General features: G+C 63.8%; 25 protein-coding genes. 11 read left to right on the forward strand and 14 right to left on the reverse strand.

Features of this window, described 5'->3' with window-relative positions; translation table 11 throughout:
- Nucleotides 1-39: 39 nt before the first annotated feature.
- Nucleotides 40-885, reverse strand: coding sequence for a DUF4163 domain-containing protein (locus L858_RS0109680; RefSeq protein ID WP_022682950.1), 846 nt, complete (start codon nucleotides 883-885; stop codon nucleotides 40-42).
- Entirely contained in the window at nucleotides 885-1,085 is a 201-nt protein-coding gene (locus L858_RS0109685) for a hypothetical protein (RefSeq protein ID WP_022682951.1), read from the reverse strand. The genes L858_RS0109680 and L858_RS0109685 overlap by 1 nt, the downstream gene beginning before the upstream one ends.
- A gap of 139 nt (nucleotides 1,086-1,224) precedes the next feature.
- Here L858_RS0109685 and L858_RS0109690 point away from each other — a divergent pair, with 139 nt between their 5' ends.
- Genes L858_RS0109690 through argC form a run of 4 tightly spaced genes read left to right on the forward strand, consistent with a single transcriptional unit; the run spans nucleotide 1,225 to nucleotide 4,899 of the window.
- Nucleotides 1,225-2,622 (forward strand): leucyl aminopeptidase family protein, encoded by a 1,398-nt coding sequence (locus tag L858_RS0109690; RefSeq protein ID WP_022682952.1) that lies wholly within the window; start codon nucleotides 1,225-1,227, stop codon nucleotides 2,620-2,622.
- 60 nt (nucleotides 2,623-2,682) lie between these two features.
- The gene (locus L858_RS0109695; protein WP_028055989.1) at nucleotides 2,683-3,090 is read left to right on the forward strand and encodes a MarR family winged helix-turn-helix transcriptional regulator; all 408 of its coding nucleotides are present in this window, start codon (nucleotides 2,683-2,685) and stop codon (nucleotides 3,088-3,090) included.
- Complete coding sequence (locus L858_RS0109700) at nucleotides 3,050-3,958, forward strand: C40 family peptidase (RefSeq protein WP_022682954.1); 909 nt, start codon at nucleotides 3,050-3,052, stop codon at nucleotides 3,956-3,958. Before L858_RS0109695 ends, L858_RS0109700 begins: the two co-directional genes overlap by 41 nt.
- Nucleotides 3,955-4,899 carry an N-acetyl-gamma-glutamyl-phosphate reductase gene (argC, locus tag L858_RS0109705; RefSeq protein ID WP_022682955.1) on the forward strand — a complete coding sequence of 315 codons (945 nt, stop codon included), beginning with the start codon at nucleotides 3,955-3,957 and terminating at the stop codon, nucleotides 4,897-4,899. The genes L858_RS0109700 and argC overlap by 4 nt, the downstream gene beginning before the upstream one ends.
- 49 nt (nucleotides 4,900-4,948) lie before the next feature.
- Here the strand turns inward: argC and L858_RS0109710 are convergent, their stop codons facing one another.
- Nucleotides 4,949-5,152: a hypothetical protein gene (locus L858_RS0109710; protein WP_028055990.1), complete on the reverse strand. Its 204-nt coding sequence runs from the start codon at nucleotides 5,150-5,152 to the stop codon at nucleotides 4,949-4,951.
- 227 nt (nucleotides 5,153-5,379) lie between these two features.
- On the opposite strand from L858_RS0109710, the gene L858_RS21960 reads away from it, so the two are divergent.
- Together L858_RS21960 and L858_RS0109720 are read left to right on the forward strand one after the other, a co-directional pair.
- Complete coding sequence (locus L858_RS21960; RefSeq protein WP_022682957.1) at nucleotides 5,380-5,553, forward strand: hypothetical protein; 174 nt, start codon at nucleotides 5,380-5,382, stop codon at nucleotides 5,551-5,553.
- Between the two features lie 60 nt (nucleotides 5,554-5,613).
- The gene (locus L858_RS0109720) at nucleotides 5,614-6,942 is read left to right on the forward strand and encodes a PQQ-dependent sugar dehydrogenase (RefSeq protein WP_022682958.1); all 1,329 of its coding nucleotides are present in this window, start codon (nucleotides 5,614-5,616) and stop codon (nucleotides 6,940-6,942) included.
- Between the two features lie 17 nt (nucleotides 6,943-6,959).
- Here L858_RS0109720 and L858_RS0109725 read toward each other — a convergent pair whose 3' ends face one another.
- Complete coding sequence (locus L858_RS0109725; RefSeq protein WP_022682959.1) at nucleotides 6,960-7,784, reverse strand: ATP-binding protein; 825 nt, start codon at nucleotides 7,782-7,784, stop codon at nucleotides 6,960-6,962.
- Between the two features lie 109 nt (nucleotides 7,785-7,893).
- Between L858_RS0109725 and L858_RS0109730 the strand changes: the two genes are divergently transcribed.
- Entirely contained in the window at nucleotides 7,894-8,850 is a 957-nt protein-coding gene (locus L858_RS0109730; protein ID WP_022682960.1) for an L-threonylcarbamoyladenylate synthase, read from the forward strand.
- Nucleotides 8,851-8,908: 58 nt separating this feature from the next.
- Here the strand turns inward: L858_RS0109730 and L858_RS0109735 are convergent, their stop codons facing one another.
- The 7 genes from L858_RS0109735 to L858_RS0109765 all read right to left on the reverse strand — a co-directional run bounded on the left by L858_RS0109735 (nucleotide 8,909) and on the right by L858_RS0109765 (nucleotide 15,563).
- A complete protein-coding gene (locus tag L858_RS0109735) occupies nucleotides 8,909-9,172 on the reverse strand; it encodes a hypothetical protein (protein ID WP_022682961.1) in 264 nt (87 codons plus the stop codon).
- Nucleotides 9,173-9,257: 85 nt separating this feature from the next.
- Nucleotides 9,258-9,791 carry a peptide-methionine (S)-S-oxide reductase MsrA gene (msrA, locus tag L858_RS0109740; RefSeq protein WP_022682962.1) on the reverse strand — a complete coding sequence of 178 codons (534 nt, stop codon included), beginning with the start codon at nucleotides 9,789-9,791 and terminating at the stop codon, nucleotides 9,258-9,260.
- Nucleotides 9,792-9,836: 45 nt separating this feature from the next.
- Nucleotides 9,837-11,543, reverse strand: a complete 1,707-nt coding sequence (locus tag L858_RS0109745) for a long-chain-fatty-acid--CoA ligase (protein ID WP_022682963.1) — start codon at nucleotides 11,541-11,543, stop codon at nucleotides 9,837-9,839.
- Nucleotides 11,544-11,678: 135 nt separating this feature from the next.
- Nucleotides 11,679-12,362, reverse strand: a complete 684-nt coding sequence (locus L858_RS0109750) for a DUF1013 domain-containing protein (protein WP_022682964.1) — start codon at nucleotides 12,360-12,362, stop codon at nucleotides 11,679-11,681.
- A gap of 127 nt (nucleotides 12,363-12,489) precedes the next feature.
- Complete coding sequence (locus tag L858_RS0109755; RefSeq protein WP_022682965.1) at nucleotides 12,490-13,518, reverse strand: glycosyltransferase family 4 protein; 1,029 nt, start codon at nucleotides 13,516-13,518, stop codon at nucleotides 12,490-12,492.
- Between the two features lie 14 nt (nucleotides 13,519-13,532).
- On the reverse strand, nucleotides 13,533-14,396 hold the full coding sequence (locus tag L858_RS0109760) for a UDP-2,3-diacylglucosamine diphosphatase (RefSeq protein ID WP_022682966.1): 864 nt from the start codon (nucleotides 14,394-14,396) through the stop codon (nucleotides 13,533-13,535).
- A 162-nt stretch (nucleotides 14,397-14,558) separates the two neighbouring features.
- A complete protein-coding gene (locus L858_RS0109765; protein WP_028055991.1) occupies nucleotides 14,559-15,563 on the reverse strand; it encodes an NAD(P)H-quinone oxidoreductase in 1,005 nt (334 codons plus the stop codon).
- A gap of 93 nt (nucleotides 15,564-15,656) precedes the next feature.
- Here L858_RS0109765 and L858_RS21270 point away from each other — a divergent pair, with 93 nt between their 5' ends.
- The 3 genes from L858_RS21270 to L858_RS0109775 all read left to right on the forward strand — a co-directional run bounded on the left by L858_RS21270 (nucleotide 15,657) and on the right by L858_RS0109775 (nucleotide 19,052).
- Complete coding sequence (locus tag L858_RS21270) at nucleotides 15,657-15,854, forward strand: DUF1192 domain-containing protein (RefSeq protein WP_081643333.1); 198 nt, start codon at nucleotides 15,657-15,659, stop codon at nucleotides 15,852-15,854.
- Nucleotides 15,855-16,011: 157 nt separating this feature from the next.
- On the forward strand, nucleotides 16,012-18,330 hold the full coding sequence (gene clpA / locus L858_RS0109770; RefSeq protein WP_022682967.1) for an ATP-dependent Clp protease ATP-binding subunit ClpA: 2,319 nt from the start codon (nucleotides 16,012-16,014) through the stop codon (nucleotides 18,328-18,330).
- Nucleotides 18,331-18,422: 92 nt separating this feature from the next.
- The gene (locus L858_RS0109775) at nucleotides 18,423-19,052 is read left to right on the forward strand and encodes a glutathione S-transferase family protein (RefSeq protein ID WP_022682968.1); all 630 of its coding nucleotides are present in this window, start codon (nucleotides 18,423-18,425) and stop codon (nucleotides 19,050-19,052) included.
- Between the two features lie 57 nt (nucleotides 19,053-19,109).
- Here the strand turns inward: L858_RS0109775 and L858_RS0109780 are convergent, their stop codons facing one another.
- Entirely contained in the window at nucleotides 19,110-19,853 is a 744-nt protein-coding gene (locus L858_RS0109780; protein ID WP_028055992.1) for a Bax inhibitor-1/YccA family protein, read from the reverse strand.
- Between the two features lie 119 nt (nucleotides 19,854-19,972).
- Here L858_RS0109780 and thpR point away from each other — a divergent pair, with 119 nt between their 5' ends.
- Nucleotides 19,973-20,512, forward strand: coding sequence for an RNA 2',3'-cyclic phosphodiesterase (gene thpR / locus L858_RS0109785; RefSeq protein WP_028055993.1), 540 nt, complete (start codon nucleotides 19,973-19,975; stop codon nucleotides 20,510-20,512).
- Nucleotides 20,513-20,537: 25 nt separating this feature from the next.
- Here thpR and L858_RS0109790 read toward each other — a convergent pair whose 3' ends face one another.
- Nucleotides 20,538-21,089 (reverse strand): superoxide dismutase family protein, encoded by a 552-nt coding sequence (locus L858_RS0109790; protein ID WP_022682971.1) that lies wholly within the window; start codon nucleotides 21,087-21,089, stop codon nucleotides 20,538-20,540.
- Between the two features lie 210 nt (nucleotides 21,090-21,299).
- The coding region (locus L858_RS0109795; RefSeq protein ID WP_022682972.1) for an OmpA family protein at nucleotides 21,300-21,690 on the reverse strand (391 nt) is incomplete at its 5' end.

Genomic DNA, 21,690 nt, shown 5'->3' on the forward strand with positions numbered 1-21,690 from the left:
TCAGCAGGAGTATGTTGCACCACTGCGCATTTCAAAGATCTATGGCGCGTCGGCGAACGCGTCTTGATATTCGGTCTTGATCGCCTTGCGCATGGCGGCGTCGACCGGCAGCGCTATGTCATAGGTGCCTTCCGCATAGGGGCCGGCACTGTAGGGGCCGACGACCACGGTGACGCCGTCGATCAGCTTGCCCGTGCTGGAGGTCGGCACCAGCACATGCTGCATCGGGTCGATACAGGCGGTGAAATCATCGTCGCCGCTGCGGTTGACGGGCGCGCCGCGCTTCTTCGCGCGTGCCTTGTCCAGCGCGTCGCAGAAGCGGTCGCGAATGGCGGTGGCGAACTCGGCCGGGGAGGTCATCAGCGCCTCGATCGCAGTTTCACGGTGCCGCTCCCGGTCCCAGAGCAGTGCGTCATAGCCGGTCATGCCATGCGCGCCGCCGGTGTAGATGTAGCTTTCCGACTGAAGCGCGAGGAAGCGGGGCGTTTCCGCCGTCACCGTCCAGCGCGTTTCCAGGCTGTGCGGGCGGAAGGGAAAGCCCGACTCTTTGGCCGCCTTCTGGTCCTGCTGCGCCATCTTGAGCGCGTCGGCCTTGGCGGTGGTCATCGCCTTCTGGAACTTGTCGACCAGTGGGGGGATCTGCGCCGCTGCGGCAGGATAGACATAGACGAATTCGAGCTGGTCGGTCTTCTCGGCAAGCTCGAACGCTTTGGCGGCAGGCGGCGGCTGAGGCTGGCCCGACATGCGGCTGGCGAAATTGGAGACGGCGGCTTCATTGCCGGCAGCCGCCGCATTTTCCTGGTGGTCCGCCGCCGAGCAGCCGCGCAGGAACAGGGCCGCAACGACAAGCGGCCCGCCCCTCCTCCTCCAATGCGATGACCGCATCAGTGCGGCTTGGCCGCCAGACAGCGCTCGCTGATCGCCTTGCGGGTATAGCTGCTCTGGAGCGCGGCGGCGGCATTGTCCCAGCCCTCCGCGATCAACGCCTGCTCCACCGCGTGTGCTCCGTTATACCGGCCGCTTTCCGCCAACGCGTAAGCGCGGGCACGAAGCGCCTGAAGACGGCTGTCGTCGGTGTGCATCATGATGTCTCTCCTTTCGATTGCCGATCATCAATCTAGGCCTGTTCAGTCGGCGAGGCAAATATCCGCGCGTCCGGCCGAGCGGGCATAGCGGTGAAAAAATGCACTTTTCATCCTTCGCCCTCTTCTTCAGAACGGCGTCATGACCGATTTTTCCGACCTGCTCAAAGCCGACAACAATCAGCCCGCCCGTTCGATCCAGATCGTCGATTCCAAGGGGCTGGAGGCCTGGCTCAGCAGCCAGCCGGCGCGGGTGCGCACCATGGCGGCGGCGCAGAAGTTCAAGGGCAAGCCGTTCGAACAGGCGATCCTGTCAGGCGACGATGCCACCGATTGGTCGGTGGTCGCCGGGGTGGCGGACGCCGGCAAACTCGGTCCCTGGTGCCTCGCCAAGCTGGCCGAGACGTTGCCCGAGGGAAGCTATCGCCTGACCGGAGCGGAGGCGGGCGCGGCGATGCTCGGCTGGCTGACGGGGCAATATCGCTTCGACCGCTACCGCAAGGATGAGAACGGCGGCGGAGGCCGCGTGCTGCTGACGGGGGAAGTCGCTCGGATCGAGGAAGCCGTGCGGCTGGCCGAGGCGGTCGCGCTGGTGCGCGATCTCGTCAACACTCCGGCCGCCGACATGGGGCCTGCGGAACTGGAAGCGGCGGCCAAGGGGCTCGCCGGACGGTTCGGCGCGGAGTTCGGCGTGACGCGAGGCGATGCGCTGGAACAGGGCTTCCCGATGATCCATGCGGTGGGCAAGGCGGCGGACAAGAGCTTCGCGCCCCGGCTGATCGAACTGCGCTGGGGCGATCCGAAGCATTCGAAGGTCGCGGTTGTCGGCAAGGGCATCTGCTTCGACAGCGGCGGTCTCGACATCAAGCCGTCTTCAGCGATGCGGCTGATGAAGAAGGATATGGGCGGCGCGGCGCACGCGCTGGCGCTGGGGCAGCTTATCATGGGGGCGCGGCTGCCGGTGCAGCTGCACCTGCTGATCCCGGCGGCGGAGAATGCGATCGGCGGCAACGCGTTCCGGCCGGGGGACATATTGCGCACACGGCAGGGCCTGACGGTGGAAATCGGCAATACCGACGCGGAAGGGCGACTGGTGCTGGGCGATGCCCTAACGCTCGCCGGGGAGAGCCAGCCCGAACTGATCGTGGATTATGCGACGCTGACCGGCGCCGCGCGGGTTGCGGTGGGGCCGGATCTCCCTGCCCTCTTCACCAATGACGATGGCCTTGCGGCGGACGTGGAGGAAGCCGGCAGGCAGGTCGATGATCCGAGCTGGCGGCTGCCGCTGTGGGACGGTTATGCCGAGATGCTGAAGTCGGATGTCGCCGACATCAACAATGCGGGCGAAGGCGGCTTTGCCGGCGCCATCACTGCTGCCCTGTTCCTCAAGCGCTTCGTGCCCGAGAATGCCAAGTGGCTGCACCTCGATACCTTCGCCTGGCGTCCGTCGTCGCGGCCAGGGCGTCCCAAGGGCGGCGAAGCTCTTGGTTTGCGAAGCGTCTTCCATATGTTGCAGGCGCGCTATGGTCATAAAAAGTAAAAAGAAAGGCTTTGGGAAGGCCGTTACGCAACCGGATTGGCTATCGTGCGTTTCGCGGACATGGATGCCCAATCTGCTCAGGACCAAGATGTCGCGGTTGACCAGCCGGGCGTAAAGCCACTCAGTCAATGGATGCGCACGCTGGTCGATTATGTTCGATCCGGCAAGCCCGACCTGACCAATCGGCAGATGGCGTTGATGCTGACCGTCTATATCAGCGGCGGTCCGCATACGGTGCGTGGCCTTGCCGAAGCGCTGAATGTTTCAAAGCCGGTCATCACGCGGGCGCTGAACAAGCTTTCTGCCCTCGGATATCTGCGTCGGGAGCGGGACTCCGCCGACCGACGCAATATTTTCATCACCCGGACGCCCAAGGGGGCGGAATTCCTTGACGCCTTTCACCATTTCATCGCAGGAACCGGCCGCGATGAACGTCACAACCTCTCCCACGCAGGGCACCGCGCCTGAACGGATTCGTTTCAAGCTGGACGGCCGCTCGGTCAAGCTGGACCCGCGTGTCCATGCCGCGCGTGGCGACCTTGCCGATCTCGCGCTCGCCGGCATCCTGTTTTCCGCCCATTACGCGCGCGCCGTCGAGCTGACCTGCGTTGCGGCAGGGGCACCCGTTCTCGCCGGCGACACGCCGAAGGCGCAGGCGGTCAGCGAATTGCTGCGCGGCGAAAGCTTCCACGCACTGGATGTGACGACCGATTGGGCTTGGGGCTTTTGCGGCCATGACGGCTATGTCGGCTATGTCCGGCGCGAGGCGCTGGACGTTCGGGAAGTGATCAACAGCCGGATCATCACCGGCACCGCCCCGCTGTTCAGTGCGCCGGACATCAAGTCGCCCGTCGCCGACTATTGGCCGCGCGGAGCACGGTTCGCAGCGGAAGCCGCCGGGGATTTCTTCGCCTGCGCGGAAGGCTATATCCACCAGCGTCATGCCGGCGACATCGCTGCACTGGAACGCGACTGGGTCGATGTTGCGAAAGCCTATCTGGGGCAGCCTTATGTCTGGGGCGGGCGCGGACATCGGGGCATCGACTGTTCCGGGCTGGTGCAGGTGGCGCTGGGCCAATGCGGCATCAAGGCGCCGCGCGACACCGATCTGCAGCGCGAGGGGATCGGCTCCCCGCTGCCGTCGGATGCGCCGCTTCGGCGAGGGGACTTCATCTTCTTTCCGGGGCATGTCGGCATCATGACCGACAGCGACAATATCTTGCATGCGAACGCGCACTGGATGGCGGTCGTGATCGAGCCTCTGGCAGAGGTCGTCGGACGGTTGGCGGCGGATCATGCGAAACCGATCATCGCGCGGCGGAGGATAGGCGCATGACGCAGAATATTTTCATCGACGGTGGCGTCGGTACGACGGGCATTGAAATCAACGAGCGGATCGCCGGCCGCCCCGAACTCTCGCTCATTACGCTTGACGAGGCCAAGCGCAAGGATGCGGCAGCACGGCGCGAGGCGCTGAACGCGGCGGATGTCGTCATCCTGTGCCTGCCTGACGATGCGGCGCGCGAAGCGGTGGCGCTGATCGACAATGATCGTACCCGTGTGATCGATGCCTCTACCGCCCATCGCGTGGCGGATGGCTGGACCTACGGCTTCGCAGAATTGGAGCCGGGGCATCGCGAAAAGCTGGCGGAGTCGCGGCGGGTCGCCAATCCCGGCTGCTGGCCGACCGGCTTCCTGGCGCTGGTCCGCCCGCTGGTGCTGGCGGGTCTGCTGCCGATGGACTGGCCGGTGACGGTGTCCGGGGCTTCGGGCTATTCCGGCGGCGGCAAGTCGATGATCGCCGAATATGAGGGCAGCGAGGGCGCGCCGAGCGCTTTCCGCCCCTACGGGCTTGGCCTCGGCCACAAGCATATTCCGGAAATGCAGCGTTATTCGGGATTGCAGCATCTGCCGCTGTTCGCGCCTGCGGTCGCCAACGCCTATCGCGGCATGATCGTGGAGGTGCCGTTGCAACTGCGCGCGCTGCCGGGAACGCCGCGCGTCGCCGACATTCATGCGGCGCTCGCCGCCGCCTATGAAGGGTCGGCCATCGTCAGCGTCGCGTCGCTGGAGGACAGCTCAGCCATGACGCAAGTGCGGCTGGAGCATGTCGGCGCGACCGATCGCCTTGCGCTGTTCGTGTTCGGCAGTGAGGAAAGCGGTCAGGCGCGGCTGGTGGCGGCGCTGGACAATCTGGGCAAGGGCGCGGCGGGCGCCGCCGTGCAGAACCTCAACATATTGGCCGGCCTTCCCGAAACGGCAGGGCTACGGCTGTAACGGGCCGGCGAGCTTGCGGCACAAGGCCGCAGGCTCACCCTCCTGCCTGTCAGTGGATGGTGCCGATCGGCGCATCATAGGTCAGCAGGACGATCAGCCGTTCAATCTGCCGCCAGTGGCAGAAGCGGATATGATTGCCGAGGTCCCGGCTGCGGTCTGCGCGTGCGGCCGCTTCGTAACCGGCGTTATCGCCAAACGCCGCCATCAACTCGGCCGCGTCGTCATAGCTGTTCCTGCCGGAAACATATGGCATGTGCATCACTGAACCCCCCGAAAGTCCGCCGCGTGGCGGTAGGAAAAGCCACTCAAGCGGCGTGCCAATTCCGGTGTTGGACGCAAGGCAGCGGCTAACGAAGGTTATCAGCGGGTTAGCCAAATCCCGCAGCGGCACAGCCATCCCGCGATGGGACAGGTAGGTCCTGAAACGGCACGGCTTCAAAGACGCTGGCGTCGGCGCCGGCCGCATGGCAAGGGCAGACAATGACAAACGGCAAGAAGAACCCGACCGGTGCCGGCGCGATCATCGCGCTGCTGATCCTGGGTGGAGCGATCGTCGGCGGCATGATGGGTCAGCCCAGTGCCGGGCTGCTGATCGGGACGGCATTGGGCCTGTTGATCGCCCTGCTGCTGTGGCTGCGCGAGCGCGGGAAATAGCGGCGCCCGCTCCCGACCAGCGCCTTGCCGGGCGCCCCTTCCCCGCATAGAGATGATGACATGAAGAAGCATCTGATCGCACTCGTCCTGATCGTCCTGCTCCTGTTGGGCGGCGCAATCCTCTATTTCGCACAAGGGGATAAGGCGGAGCTTGCCGCCGGAGCGGATGTCGGCAAGGAGCCGGTTTTCACCGCTCCGCGCAGCGAGATGATCCCGACGATCAACGTCGCGGACGTCGAACGCTGGCAGGGCGGAGAGAAGCCCGTGGCCGCGAAAGGGCTCAGCGTGGCGCGCTTTGCCGAGGGGCTGGATCATCCGCGATCGCTGCTGCGCCTTCCCAATGGCGACATATTGGTGGCGGAAACCAACAGCCCGCCGCGCCCGACCGGCGGCATCGTGAACCGGGTGATGGGCTATCTGATGGACAAGGCGGGCGCGGGCGTGCCTTCGGCCAACCGCATCACCCTGCTTCGCGATGCCGATGGCGACGGCAAGGCGGAGGTGAAGAGCGCCTTCCTTACCGACCTGAACGCGCCCTATGGCATGGCGCTGATCGGCGACACGCTGTTCGTCGCCAATACCGATGCGCTGATGGCCTTCCCTTACAAGGAGGGCGACACGAAGATCACCGGCAAGGGCCGCAAGATCCTCAATCTGCCCGCACAGGCGCCGAACATGCATTGGACCAGAAGCCTGGTGGCGAGCCCGCAGGGGCTGCTCTATGTCGGCGTCGGATCCAACAGCAATATCGCGGAAGGCGGGCTGGAGAATGAGGCGAACCGCGCCGCCGTGCTGGAGGTCAATCCAAAGACGGGCGACTATCGCATCTATGCTTCGGGCTTGCGCAACCCGGTGGGGCTGGCATTCGAGCCGAAGAGCGGCGCGCTGTGGAGCGTGGTGAATGAGCGCGACATGCTGGGCGCGGACCTTGTGCCCGACTATCTGACGCGGGTGGAGTTTGGCGGCTTCTATGGCTGGCCGTGGAATTACTGGGGCGGTTATGAGGACCGGCGGGTCCAGCCGCAGCGGCCAGAAGTCCGGGAATATACCAAGCGGCCGGATTATGCGCTGGGCAATCATGTGGCGCCGCTGGGCCTCGCCTTCGCCGACAAGGTCCAGCTTGGCGCGCCGTTCGTAAATGGGGCCTTTGTCGGCCTGCATGGCAGCTGGAACCGCAAGCCAGCGGCGGGCTACAAGGTGGTGTTCGTTCCTTTCGGCGAGAATGGCGAGGTCGGCAAGGCCAAGCCGATCGACTTGCTGACCGGCTTTCTGAGCGCTGAAGGCAAGGCTCATGGCCGGCCGGTCGACGTGACGGCGGACGCAAAGGGCGCGCTGCTGGTCAGCGACGATGTCGGGAATGTGGTGTGGCGCGTGACGGCGGCGAAATAATCGCCGCCCCGTGCCGATCAGGCCGGGACCGCAATGCCGTTACGGCCGGCCAGTTCCACGACATATTGCCAGGCCACCCGGCCTGAGCGGCTGCCGCGCTGCGTCGCCCACTGGATCGCTTCGAGCGGATCGAAGCTGAGGCCCAGCTTTGCCGCATAGCCGCCGACGATCGCGACATAGGCGTCCTGGTCGATGGCGTGGAAGCCAAGGCTGAGCCCGAAGCGGTCGGACAGCGCCATCTTGTCCTCCACCACGTCGCGCGGGTTGACCGGATCATCCTGCTCCGACAGGTGGCGCGGGACGATGTGGCGCCGGTTCGAGGTCACGTAAAGGCGCACATTGGCGGGGCGGGCGGCGGTGCCGCCCTGCAGCAGGGACCGCAGCGCACGCGCGTCCCCGACGCCGCTTTCGTCGAAGCCGAGATCGTCGAGGAAGAGGATGAAGGGCCGCCGCGTATTTCGCAGCAGCGTGAACAGTTGCGGCAGGCTGGCGAGTTCATCGATCGCGCATTGCAGCAGGGCGACGTCTTGCCCCTCCTGCTGGAGCTTGCCGACGACGGCGGCGACCACTGCCGACTTGCCCGTGCCCCGCGCGCCCCACAGCAGCACGTCGTGCGCGGCATGGCCGGCCGCGTGCCGCTGGCTGTTTTCCAGCAGCGCGGCCTTTTGCGCGTCGATGCCGGTCAGCAGATCGTAATCGACGGGCGCGAACGCCTCCACCGCGCGAATGGTCGATCCGTTCCAGACATAGGCGGGGGCGGCGGCAAGATCGGCGGCGGAAACGGGCGGCGGAGCGATCCGCTCCAGAGCTTCGGCAATACGGGTGAGAAGCGCGTCGTTCATGGCTCCGCGCTTAGACCTGCGGGCGCGCACGGGCAAGCGGCTCTCGGCTGTCACTCATCTGTAGTAATGGTCTTTTACTCCCCCGGAGCGAGGTTTATACGCGGGGGCCGTGAACATCCCAAATCCAGCCTTACCCACCCGAATATGCCCTTATGGCAGCGAAGCCCTGCGCGAGGCGGCATTACTGATCCGCGCGGGCGAGCCTGTCGCGGTGCCGACTGAGACGGTCTACGGCCTTGCCGCCGACGCTACGGATTCCAATGCGGTCGCGGCCATCTATACCGCCAAGGGACGGCCAAGCTTCAATCCGCTGATCGTGCATGTCGCCGATCGGGACATGGCGGAGCGGCTCGCCGAATTCTCTCCCGTAGCGGCGCGGCTGGCGGAGCGCTTCTGGCCGGGCGCGTTGACGCTGGTGCTGCCGGTGCGGGCGGATAGCGGGCTGTCGCCGCTGGTGACGGCCGGGCTGCCGACCGTGGCGCTGCGCCTTCCCGCCCATCCGGCGATGCGGGCGCTGATCCGGGAAAGCGGCCGGCCGCTCGCTGCCCCTTCCGCCAATCGCAGCGGATCGATCAGTCCCACGCGGGCGGAGCATGTACTCTCCAGCCTGAACGGCAAGATCCGCATGATCCTGGACGAAGGGCCAACCAGCGAGGGGCTGGAATCCACCATCGTGGCGCCGGAAGATAAATGCGTCCGTTTATTGAGGCCGGGACCGATCACCGCGGCGATGCTGGAGGAGGAGGCGCGGCTGCCCGTCGTGATGGAGGTCGCGAACGCGAAGATCGAGGCGCCGGGGCAACTTGAAAGCCATTATGCGCCATCCAAGCCCGTGCGGCTCGGCGCTCTCAAGGCGGAGAAGGACGAATATCTGATCGGTTTCGGGCTGATGCCTTGCAACATCAACCTCAGTCCGGAGGCCGATGTGCGGGAGGCGGCGGCCAACCTGTTTGCGGCGCTGCACCTGGCAGACGCGAGCGCGGCGCAGCGGATCGCGGTCGCGCCTATTCCAAACGAGGGGATCGGAATCGCGATCAACGACCGGCTGCGGAGAGCGGCTGCCTGATCCTCACGGCGTGCTTAAAGCTCACCCACTGCGTGCGACGGCGCCGGGAGATACTGCCTCAGCAATCCTCATAGCCCGCGCGGCGGCAGTCGCGGCGACGTTGCTCTTCGGCTTTCTTGCGCTCGCGCCCCTCTTGAGCCTCCTGCTTGCGCATCTTGCGGCCGTAATTGCGGTCGGCCTCATCCTGGCTGGTGGTCGTCCAGTCCACCACCTGCCCGCCCGCCCGCACCGGCATGGTGACGATGTTCGCGGCCGTCCGCGCAATGCAGCCGGAAAGCGCGAACAACAAAATCGGTGCGGCCAGTACCAGATGCCTGCTCATTTTCTCATCCCATTCGCCATGAGGGCGCAATCATCACCAGTCTAAAGATGGCAGCAATGAGAGCAAGCCGTTGGCGACGAACGGATCAGCCAGCGATCCGTTCGGCAAAGCCCTTGCGCAGCTTGGCTAGCTTGGGCGGGATCACCGCCATGCAATAAGGGTTTCGATCCCCCACCCGCTCCCAATATTTCTGATGATAGTCCTCCGCCGGATACCAGGGCGCGTCGGCTTCGATCGTGGTGACGATGGGGTTGGCATGATCGGCCTGCGCCCGCTCGATAGCTGCTTTCGCTTCGACCTCCTGCTCAGGGGAATGAGGGAAGATGGCGGATCGATATTGAGTGCCGATGTCGTTCCCCTGGCGGTTGAGCGTCGTTGGATCATGGGTGGCGAAGAAGATATCAAGCAAATCGCCATAGGATATCATGTCCGGGTCATAGGCGATGCGGATCGCCTCGGCATGGCCGGTGTTGCCCGAACAGACCTGTTCATAGGTAGGATCGGGATAGGCACCGCCGATATAGCCGCTGGTCACGGACTTCACGCCCTTCAGGTTCTGATAGACCGCTTCGGTGCACCAGAAGCATCCGCCTGCCAGCGTCGCGATCTGTTCGGCCATTATCTTCCCGTCCTTATCCTGTGTTCGCCGCACAGATAGGAAGGGTCATGCCCCGGTTCCAGCCCGCTCCCCGGCCGCCTCGGCCTTTGCACGCTCCTCGGCCACCAGTTCCTTGCGCGACAGCTTGCCGACCAACGTCTTTGGGAGGGTCGAGCGCACCTCCACGTCGCACACTTTCTCATGCTTCCCGAGTTGCGGATTGAGCCATTCCTTGAGGGCCGCGCCATCGAGAGAAGCGCCCTCCTGCAGGGTCACGAAGGCCTTCGGGCACTCCCCGCGATAATGATCGGGAATGCCGATCACCAAGGCCTCCTTGACGGCGGGGTGATGATAGAGGACGGCTTCGACCTCGCTGGGAAAGACCTTGAACCCGCCCACGGCGATCATGTCCTTGAGCCGGTCGACGATCTTCACATAGCCGTCCTCGTCGATCAGGCCCACATCGCCGGTGCGCAGCCAGCCATCGACAAAGACTTCACGGTCCGCGTCCGGCCGCTTCCAATAGCCTTTCATGATCTGCGGCCCGGCGAAGACCAGTTCGCCCGGCTCCCCTTCGGGCGGAGGACGTGTCGGATTCTCGCGATCGACCAGCCTGACCCGTGTGCCTGGAACAGGCTGCCCCACGGTGCCCGGCTTGTTCAGGCCCTCATAGGGATTGGAGCAGACGACCGGGCTGCTTTCGGTCAGGCCATAGCCTTCGCAAAGCTTGGCGCCGGTCATCGCTTCGAACCGCTGCTTGAGTTCCAGCGGCAAGGGTGCGCCGCCCGAGATGCAAAGGCGCAGCGAGGAGAAGTCGATATGGGGCGTCGCCGGATGATCCAGCAGCGCCTGATACATGGTGGGCACGCCCGGCAGCGAGGTCGCCTTGGTCCGCTGCAAGGCGGCCAGCACCTGCACCGCCTCGAACCGGGGCAGCATCACCATCTCCCCCCCGTTCAACACGGTGCGGTTGAGGACGCATGTGTTGGCGAACACATGGAAGAAGGGCAGCACGGCAAGGATACGGTCGGGCGCTTCGGCATGGGGATCGATCAGCCGGACCTGCCGCGCATTGGCGGTGAGGTTCTGGTGCGTGAGCATCGCCCCCTTTGGCCGTCCTGTCGTGCCGCCGGTATATTGCAGGAGCGCGACATCCTGCTCCGGATGGATTGCGACGGGGCTGTAGTCTTCGCCATGGCGCAGCAGATCGGCGTAGCTGGTGATCCGCGGGTCGTGCGGGATGACCGCTGTCTCTTTCCGCTTGAACAGGCGGAAGAGCATCGACTTGGCCGGCGGCAGCGCCTCCGCCACGCAGCCGACCACCAGCCGTTCGAGGCTGCTGTTGTCGAGCACTTCCATGGCGGTGGGCAACAGCGCCCTGGCAGAAAGGGTGAAAAGGATTTTGGTGCCGCTATCTTCTACCTGATGCTCCAGTTCGGCAGCGGTATAGAGAGGCGAGAAATTGACGACCGTGGCGCCCGCCATCATCGCACCATAATAGGCCGCGACATAATGGGGCACGTTGGGAAGGTACAGGCCGACCCGGTCGCCCTTCTGCACGCCCAGTTCCTGAAGACCCTTCGCCACCCGTCGGATGATGCGTAGCATGTCGCCATAGGTCGTCCGGCGGCCCATGAAGTCGATCATGGACGCGCCCGGCTTCGCCGTCGCGCTATCGATCACCATGTCGATCATCGACAAGGGCGGGAATGTCTGATTCCAGGCTACAGGATGGTTATAATGTTTTTCCCAGAGGTTTTCTCTGCTCTCCATAGCCATAGGTGTAGGTCACGCCCTTGCTTGACGCAAGCGTAACGGACGACAAAAAGGCCGCGCCGGAATATGGCGCGGCCTTGTCGTGACATCCAGGCTGTCGCCATTCCGCACGAAGCGGAAGACGCTACGCCATCAGACCTGCCCGTTATTATTGCTGAACGGATCGAGAATCTTGGCGGTGCCGGAAATGAAATCGGCTTCGGTCTTGAGCGCTTCCTCGGCCCGACGGGTAGCCTGCTCACGCTCACGCCGCAGTTCCTCGATCAGCGCCTCACGGTCGCCGTCCAGACGGGAATCGGTGGGAGCTTCGATCCCTGCTTTCTTCGCGGCCTTGGTCACGAGCGCGTCCAGTTCCCGCTGCGAGCAGAGGCCGAGCGTGACGGGGTCCTTCGGCACGATGTTGGAGATGTTCCAGTGCGTGCGGTCGCGGATCGCGGCGATGGTGGTGCGGGTGGTGCCGATCAGCTTGCCGATCGCGCCATCCGAGATTTCCGGATGGTTGCGCAGGATCCAGGCGATGCCATCGGGCTTGTCCTGCCGCTTGCTGACCGGGGTATAGCGCGGCCCCTTCGTGCGGCGGACCGGCTCGGGGCCCTTCAGCATCTTCAGGCGATAGTCCGGATTTGCTTCGCCCTTGTGGATTTCCTCCATCGTGATCTCATGGGCGCGCACCGGATCGCGGCCGGTATATTTGGTGCCGGCGGTGTCGTCAGCGATCGCCTGCACTTCCAATATGTGCAGCCCGCAAAATTCGGCGATCTGATCGAAGCTCAGAGCGCTGTTATCGACCAGCCAGCTGGCGGTCGCATGGGGCATGAGAGGCTGGGACACAGATATTCTCCGGCACTAAAAATGACGCTCTAAAACGACAAGGGCCGCCCAAGCAGGGCGGCCACGCCCGACCTGAGATAGTGCATCGCGCCGCGCCGGGCAAGGAAAAGCGTCAGGCTGCGCTGTCCAGCGTTTCGGGATCGATATTGTGCAGGCCCGCCAGAAATTCCTGCGCGCTGCGTTCCCATGTGAAGCCGCGCCCGTAGGCGGCGCAGACCTGCCGGTCACAGGAGAGCGCCGCGGCGATGGCATCCTCCAGCCGATCGGACAAGGCGCCGGTTTCGGGCGTGACGATATCGATCGGCCCGGTCACGGGATAGGCGGCGATCGGCGTGCCGCAGGCCAGCGCCTCGATCATCACAAGGCCGAACGTGTCGGTGCGGCTGGGAAAGACGAACACGTCGGCACCGGCATAAGCGCCCGCCAGTTCCGTTCCGAACAAGGAGCCAAGGAAATGCGCCCGGGGATAGGCGCGCTCCAGCAACGCGCGGGCGGGGCCATCGCCGACGACAAGCTTCGTGCCGGGATGATCGCTGGCGAGGAAGGCCTCCAGATTTTTTTCCACCGCCACGCGTCCGACGTAAAGCTGGATCGGGCGCTGAAGACCGGCGATGGCGGCAAGGGGTTTGGCTTGGGGGGTGAAGGCGGCGAGGTCCACTCCCCTGCCCCATTTGCGGACCTGCGCCAGACCGTGAGCACGCAACTGCTGCCGCACCGAAGGGGTCGACACCAGCACCGCCTCTGCCGGGCCGTGAAACCAGCGGATATAGCGCCAGAACCAGGATGCCGGGAGGCCGGTGCGCTGCGCCACATAATCGGGAAAATGTGTGTGATAGGCCGTGGTGAAGCGAATGCCGCTGCGCAGGCACCACCGGCGCGCGGCGAGGCAGAGCGGCCCCTCGGTTGCGAGGTGGATCGCGTCGGGGCGGAACGCCGCGATCATCTGGCCGAGCACGGTCGACCGCGCGAAGGCCAGCCGGATTTCCGGATAGGTCGGGCAGGGAAGCGAGGAAAAGAGATCGGGCGAGATGAGCTTCACCTCATGCCCCATCCTCTCCAGTTCGGCCTGGATCGTTTGAAGGGTGCGAACGACGCCATTGACCTGCGGCGTCCAGGCGTCGGTGACGATGACGATGCGCATCGGTGGCGCGCCGTTCAGGCTGCGATCCGGGCGGGCTCGCCCGCTGCGCGCCTGGCGATCTCGTCGGCCCAGTGGAGCACCTCGATACGGCCGTCGAAATGCTCGACCAGCGCGGTACAGCCCTCCACCCAGTCGCCGTCATTATAATATTGGACGCCTGCGATCTCGCGAATTTCCGCGTTATGAATGTGGCCGCAGACGACGCCGTCCACACCACGCGAACCGGCTTCGTGCGCCACCACCTCCTCGAAGCGGGAGATGAATTCGACCGCATTTTTGACCTTGTGCTTGGCGATCTTGCTGAGCGACCAATAGGGCAGCCCCATGCGCTGGCGCAGCGCGTTCACGACGACGTTGACCCGCATCAGCATGGTGTAGGCCGCATCACCCACGAAGGCGAGCCAGCGATGCGCCAGCATGATCGTGTCGAACTCGTCACCATGCAGGACCAGCAGCTTGCGGCCGTCGGCAGTCTCATGCAGCGCCTTGCGCCGGATCTCAACGCCGCCGAAGCTGAGGCCGCTAAATTGGCGGAACATCTCGTCATGGTTGCCGGGTATGTAGACGACGCGCGTGCCGCGTTTCGCGCGTTTCATGACGCGCCAAACCACATCGTTATGCGCGGCGGGCCAGTAAAAGCGCTTCTTCAGCCGCCAGCCATCAATGATATCGCCGACCAGATACATGGTGTCGCTATCCACGCTATCGAGAAAGTCGATCAGCATCCGGGCGTTGCAGCCCCGGGTGCCAAGGTGAATGTCCGAAATCCAGATCGTGCGATAACGGCGGCGCTTCCCTTCCCGCTCCGGAATGGCGAACGCATCCTCTGCACCGTCGTCGATTTCCGATAAAAATGGCAGGCGTGTGATCGCATTCATGGCGCGGCCCCTGAGCTGTCGTTCTCAGGAGCGAATCAATAGCCCCGCTATGTTACAACTCCGCAGCGAATGTGACGGAATTGCTGCGGATTTGCTATTGTAGCACGTTAGCTTCGGATCGGCCGACCCATGACTCGCCCAAGCCCAAACTATTCGCCACTCTCAAACCGTCAGCACGATCTTCCCGAAATGATCGCCCGCATCCATTCGCGCATGCGCCTTTGCGGCATCGGCCAGAGCATAGCGGCTGTCCATCGCCGGGCGCAGCTTACCCTGCTCGACAAATGGCCAGACCACCCGCATGAGTTCGTCCGCCACCAGGCTCTTGAAGGCAACGGAACGCGGCCGCAGCGTCGACCCGGTGAGGGTCAGCCGCTTGCTCATGACGGTGGGCAGAAACAGGGACGTCTTGGCGCCGCTCATCACCGCGATCGAGACATGCCGGCCATCCTCCGCCATACACTCGATATTGCGGGGGACATAGTCGCCGCCGACCATGTCCAGCACCGCCTGAACGCCCTTGCCGGCGGTGATCCGCTTCACCTCCTCGACAAAATCCAGTGTGCGGTAGTTGATGGCGTGATCCGCTCCCCAAGCCCTTGCCTGCTCGCATTTCTCATCGCTGCCGCAGGTCACGATGATGCGGATGTCGAACAGATTGCATAGCGAGATCGCGATGGTGCCGATGCCGCTGGTGCCGCCGTGAACCAGCACCGTGTCGCCTTCGACCACATAGGCGCGCTCAAACAGGTTGCTCCAGACCGTGAAGAGCGTCTCTGGCATAGCGGCCGCCTCGATCAGGTCGTAATCGTCCGGGACAGGGAGGCACTGGCCCGCAGGCGCCACCGCATATTCGGCATAGCCTCCGCCCGACACGAGCGCGCACACACGCCGGCCGATCAGTTGCTCCGCCTTCCCGCCCGCGGCGACGATGGTGCCCGCGACTTCGAGCCCAGGTATGTCGGAAGCGCCCGGAGGCGGCGGATATTTGCCCTGCCGCTGCATGACGTCGGGCCGGTTGACGCCGGCAGCGGCGACCTTGATCAGCACTTCATCGGCGGCAGGAACAGGTACCGGCCGGCGCTCCGGCACCAACGCGTCCGGCCCGCCTGGGGTCGCGATACCGATCGCCCTCATGTCGCCAGGCACTGCGCTATCGACTGCCATTGGCTGCTCCGCCGCGAAGGTTGCCGCACGTAATTCGACGGGCGGAATGAAGGCCTTATTGACAGACTGATCTTCAGGGTCAACATTGGTTTCATGGACATGGAAGACGATCGCCCCAGAAAGGCTGATGATCCTCTGGCCCAACTGCTCCGACAGGATCTGGGGCCACTTTCCGTGACTGATCTGGAGGCGCGCATTACAGCGCTGGAGGGTGAAATCACCCGCGTCCGGTCAAAAATTGAAAGCGCCGTTAACCACAAGGCAAGCGCCGAGGCGTTATTCAAGCGATGAACCCGCGCCTTGTCCCCTGCGACTCCCGGAAGGGTCACATCGGACAAAAGCAGTCTGGCAATTCCGGCGATCAGGATGCTCATCTTGATCCGCCGTCGAGCAATGCCGACATATGGTTCAAGTACAGCCCCTCCTTGGGGTCAGGAGTATAAAAGACATGCCATCTTTCGCACCCGCCCTTGAAACCACCCTGCACAATGCGCTGACCCACGCGTCAGAGCGTCGTCATGAATATGCGACGCTGGAGCATCTGCTGCTCGCGCTCATCGATGACGAACATGCATCGAAGGTGATGCAGGCTTGCGGCGTGGAACTGGGCGAGCTTAACGATGCGGTGACGCAATATCTCGACACCGAGCTCGACAGCCTGAAGGTGGAAGGGTCGAGCGACCCCTCCCCCACCAGCGGTTTCCAGCGCGTGGTCCAGCGCGCGATCCTGCACGTCCAGTCTTCGGGAAAAGATGAAGTGACGGGAGCCAATGTGCTCGTCGCGCTTTTCTCGGAGAGGGAAAGTTACGCCGTCTATTTCCTCCAGCAGCAGGACATGAGCCGCCTCGACGCCGTCAGCTATATCAGCCACGGCGTCGGCAAGGGGTCGGCCGTTCCCGAGCAGCGCGAAACGAAGGGCGCACAGGAAGAGGAAAAGAAGGCGCAGGACAGCAAGGGCAAAAAGGACAGTGCCTTGGAGCAGTTCACGGTCAACCTCAATGAGAAGGCGGCGCGGGGCAAGGTTGACCCGCTGATCGGCCGCGCTTCGGAAGTCGACCGGACGATCCAGATCCTGTGCCGCCGGTCGAAGAACAACCCTCTCTATGTGGGCGATCCGGGCGTGGGCAAGACCGCGATCGCGGAGGGCCTGGCACGCAAGATCGTGGAGGGCGAGGTTCCCGACGTGCTCAAGGAAGCGGTGATCTACTCGCTCGACATGGGCGCGCTGCTGGCCGGCACCCGCTATCGGGGCGATTTCGAGGAACGGCTGAAGGCGGTCGTCACCGAACTGGAGAAGATGCCGCACGCGGTCCTGTTCATCGACGAAATCCACACCGTCATTGGCGCAGGCGCGACCAGCGGCGGCGCGATGGACGCGTCCAACCTCCTGAAGCCCGCCCTGTCGGGCGGAACGATCCGCTGCATCGGCTCCACCACCTACAAGGAGTTCCGCAACCATTTCGAGAAGGACCGTGCCCTGCTGCGCCGGTTCCAGAAGATCGACGTCAACGAACCCACGGTAGAGGACACGATCAAGATTCTCGCCGGGCTGCGGAGCGCCTTTGAGGAGCATCACAACGTCAAATACACCCCCGACGCCATCAAGGCGGCGGTGGAGCTTTCGGCGCGTTACATCAACGACCGCAAGCTGCCCGACAAGGCGATCGACGTGATCGACGAGGTCGGCGCGATGCAGATGCTGGTGGTCCCCTCGAAGCGCAAGAAGACCATCACCCCGCGCGAGATCGAGGCCGTCATCGCGACCATGGCCCGCATCCCTCCGAAAACCGTCTCGGCCGACGACAAATCGGTGCTGGGTTCGCTCGACACGGACCTGAAGCGCGTCGTCTTCGGCCAGGACCGTGCGATCGAAGTGCTGTCCTCCGCGATCAAGCTGTCCCGCGCGGGGCTGCGCGATCCGGACAAGCCGATCGGCAACTATCTCTTCTCCGGCCCTACCGGCGTCGGCAAGACGGAAGTTGCACGGCAGCTGGCGACCTTGCTCGGCATTCCGCTCCAGCGTTTCGATATGTCGGAATATATGGAACGCCACTCGGTGAGCCGTCTGATCGGTGCCCCTCCGGGCTATGTCGGCTATGATCAGGGGGGCCTGCTGACCGATGCTGTGGACCAGAATCCGCATAGCGTTCTGCTGCTGGACGAGATCGAGAAGGCGCATCCGGACCTGTTCAACATCCTGCTTCAGGTGATGGACAATGGCCGCCTGACCGATCACCACGGCAAGACTGTGGATTTCCGCAACACCATCCTCATCATGACCACCAATGCCGGTGCGTCGGACATGGCGAAGGAAAGCATCGGCTTTGGCGAACTGACCCGCGAGGATGCGCAGGAAGACGCGGTGAAGAAGCTCTTCACCCCGGAATTCCGCAACCGCTTGGATGCCATCGTGCCCTTCGGCTATCTGCCGCCGGAAATCGTGGCGCGGGTCATCGACAAGTTCGTGCTGCAACTCGAACTGCAACTAGCCGACCGCGACGTCCACATTACCCTGGACGATGACGCCAAGAGCTGGCTGACCAAGAAGGGCTATGACAAGCTCTACGGCGCCCGCCCGATGGGTCGTCTGATGCAGGAGAAGATCAAGCAGCCGCTCGCCGAAGAACTGCTGTTCGGCAAGCTCGTTCATGGCGGCGAAGTCCATGTCCGGCTGAAGGACGAAGCTCTCGCCTTCGAAATCACCCCTGCGGCTCCCAAGAAGGGCAAGAAGGGTGGCAAGGCGAAGCCTGCGGAATCGGCCAAGTAACGCCGGAAAAAGTTGAAAGCGAAAGGGCGGTCTGTTCAGGCCGCCCTTTTTCGTTGAAGCTGTTGGAGCAGGTTGAGTTCGGGAGACGTCCGATGAGCGAAGAGATCACCTTCTACACCAACCCGATGTCGCGCGGCCAGATCGCCCGTTGGATGCTGGAGGAAGTAGGGCAGCCCTATGACATGGTCATACTGGGCTATGACAAGGAGATGAAGGCGCCCGACTATCTCGCCATCAACCCGATGGGCAAGGTGCCGGCGATCGTCCATCGCGGCAAGGTCGTAACGGAAGCCGCCGCCATCTGTGCTTATCTGGCTGATGCGTTCCCTGCGGCCGGGCTCGCGCCCGAACAACAGGACCGCGCCGACTATTATCGATGGTTGTTCTTTGCCGCTGGCCCGCTCGAAACCGCCGTAACCAACAAGGTGCTCGGCTTCACCATGCCCGAAGGCCGCGAACGCATGGCGGGCTATGGCACGTTCGACCATGCGATCAACACCCTGGAGCATGCGGTCGCCGGCCCTGCCTGGATCTGCGGCGACCGGTTTACCGCCGCCGACGTCTATGTCGGCGCCCAGATCGACTGGGGCCTGACCTTCGGAACCATCCCCAGCCGGCCCGCCTTCGAAAGCTACGCCGCTCGCCTGCGAGAACGCCCCGCCTACCGGAAGCAGAAGGAACTGGACGGCGCGCTGATCGCCCAGATGCAGCCGTCAGGGTAGCGCAAAAAGGCCCGGCGGATCGCTCCACCGGGCCCGTTCATTGCGCGTAGGATATCTTCAGTCCCGATTGCCCATGAAGCGCAGCAGGAACAGGAACATGTTGATGAAGTCGAGATAGAGGTTCAACGCCCCCATCACTACCGACTTGCCCATCATGTCCGTGCCCGCGACATGGACGTAAATGCTCTTGATCTTCTGCGTGTCATAGGCGGTCAGGCCGGCAAACAGCAGCACACCGATAAAGCTGATCACCATGTCCATCGCGCTCGACCGCAGGAACAGATTGATCAGCGAAGCGACCAGCAGGCCAACCACGCCCATGATCAGGAAGGTGCCAAAGCCCGATAGGTTCCGCTTGGTCGTATAGCCCCAAAGGCTGAGGCCCGCGAAAGCCGCCGCCGTGGCGAAGAAGGTCTGCGCGATCGACGTCTGGGTGTACATCAGGAAGATCGAGGAAAGCGACAAGCCCATCGCAGCCGCATAGGCCCAGTAGATCGCCTGCGTCGCGACCGTCGACAGCCGGCTCAGCCCAAAGCTCAACACCATCACGAAAGCGAGCGGCGCGAACATGATGACATATTTCAATATGCCCGGCTGCAGCAGGATTTGCGCGGCAGGCGATGCCATGCCACCACGGGAAAACAGCAGCGCGACGATGCCCGTCAGCAGCACGCCGCTCGCCATATAATTGTAGACAGACAGCATGTAGCCGCGCAGGCCGGCGTCAAACGCCTCCCCGCGGGCTACGGTGGTGCCGCCAAAGCCCGCAATGTCGGAACGCGGATCGGACCAATTGGCCATGGGATAATCTCCTTCGCCGGCGTTATGGCCGCCGGTGCCTTCATTATCGGCGCATCTATCCATCAATTCAAGCGGGGAGCATCGACTGACTTTGAAACAAAATGCCCTATATATTCGTCATGCACCGCCTGTTCGTCGCCGTTCGCCCGCCCCCCGACATTCGCGCGCGCCTGCTTGCCATCATGAGCGGCGTCAATGGCGCGCGCTGGCAGGATGACGACCAACTGCACATCACGCTCCGCTTCATCGGCGAAGTAGACCGGCACCGCGCCAATGAACTGGCCGACGCCCTGCGCGACATTCGCTTCCCTCCCGCCGAACTCGCGCTGAGCGGCGTGGGCAGCTTTAACCGCAAGGGACAGGTTCACACTCTCTGGGCGGGCATTCAACCGCGGGAACCCTTGGTGAAGCTGCACCAGAAGATCGATCGCATCTGCGTTCGCGCCGGTCTTCTTCCCGACGACCGCGCCTATCTTCCGCACCTGACCCTGGCACGCATGAGCCGTTCGGCGGGATCGGCGGAAAATTTCATGGCCAGCCACGCCGCCCTGTCGAGCGTGCCCTTCGCCATGACCGAGTTCGACCTTTATGAAAGCCATCTCGGCCAGTCTGGCGCCGCCTACCATCTGATCGAACGTTACCCCGCCAATTACCGGTAGGGCCGGGCGGCCCAGGCGGCGAAGCTCAGCCGGCCGACAGAACACCGCAGGCGACGCGCCCACCTGCATTGCCCGCCGGATCGCTCTTGTTGTCGTCCGCCTGCGCGTGGATCACCACCGCTGCGCCGTCCGCGTCGAGCAGAGGCGCCGCGCCCTCACGGATGGCCGCATCGTGGATCACATATTCCATCTCGCCTGACCCGTCCGCGCCGGCGATCATGTTCGGCATGTCGCCCATGTGCATGCCGTCCGGATTGTCCCTGCCATGCTTGCGGCCGGCGGGGTTCCAATGGCTGCCAGCACTGGTGAAGTCCGGCGGCGTGCAGTTTCCGGTCGTATGAATATGCACCGCATGCATGCCCGGCGTCAGTCCTTGCGCCCGCACCAGGACGTGCAGCCCATCGGCCGCCTGCGTTACCTTCGCATCGCCGCGCGCGCTGCCATCCGCCGCCAGCAGGCTGGCCTGCGCCCCGGGTGCCGCCGCAGCGGCTGAACCGGGAGCGCGATTATCGGTGGCAGCGCATGCTGGAAGCAGCAGGACCATCGGCAATGCCAGGGCTATGACAGCAATTTTCATGGATATCTTACTCCTGACAGGACGCTGATGGGCGAACGCAGCACATACGCTTTTGTTGCTCATCCGATCTGAATTGTCATCAGATTTCCGGCCGGTAGCCTCCAGGGAGCAGCCGCACGCTCAAGCAGTCCGCTTGGCCCCAAGAAAAAGGGGCCGGTCTTTCGACCAGCCCCTCTCCATCTCCATTCGTCCCGAAAGACGGAATGTTGATTACTGACCCGAACCCGGACCGTAGGTGATTTCCACGCGACGGTTCTGCAGTTCGCGAACGCCGTCGGCGGTTTCGACGCGCGGGTTCGATTCACCGAACGCCTGGGTCGTGATCACGCCGTCAGGGATACCCTTCGAAGCGATGTAACCCTTGACCGCGTCAGCACGACGCTGTGACAGACCAACGTTGTACGAGGCCGAACCCGAACGGTCCGCATAGCCCGCCAGCATGACCTGGGCGCTGCCGCAGTTGCTGTAGGCCGAAACCGCGTTGTCCAGAATGGTGGCGGCGTCAGGCGTGATGTCAGACTTGTCCCATTCGAAGAAGACGATGTACGGCCCAGGGCTGCACTCTGCAACCGGCGGAGGCGGCGGAGGCGGCGGCGGGGGC

The organism is Sphingobium bisphenolivorans (assembly GCF_000412635.1).
Taxonomy (GTDB): Bacteria; Pseudomonadota; Alphaproteobacteria; order Sphingomonadales; family Sphingomonadaceae; genus Sphingobium; species Sphingobium bisphenolivorans.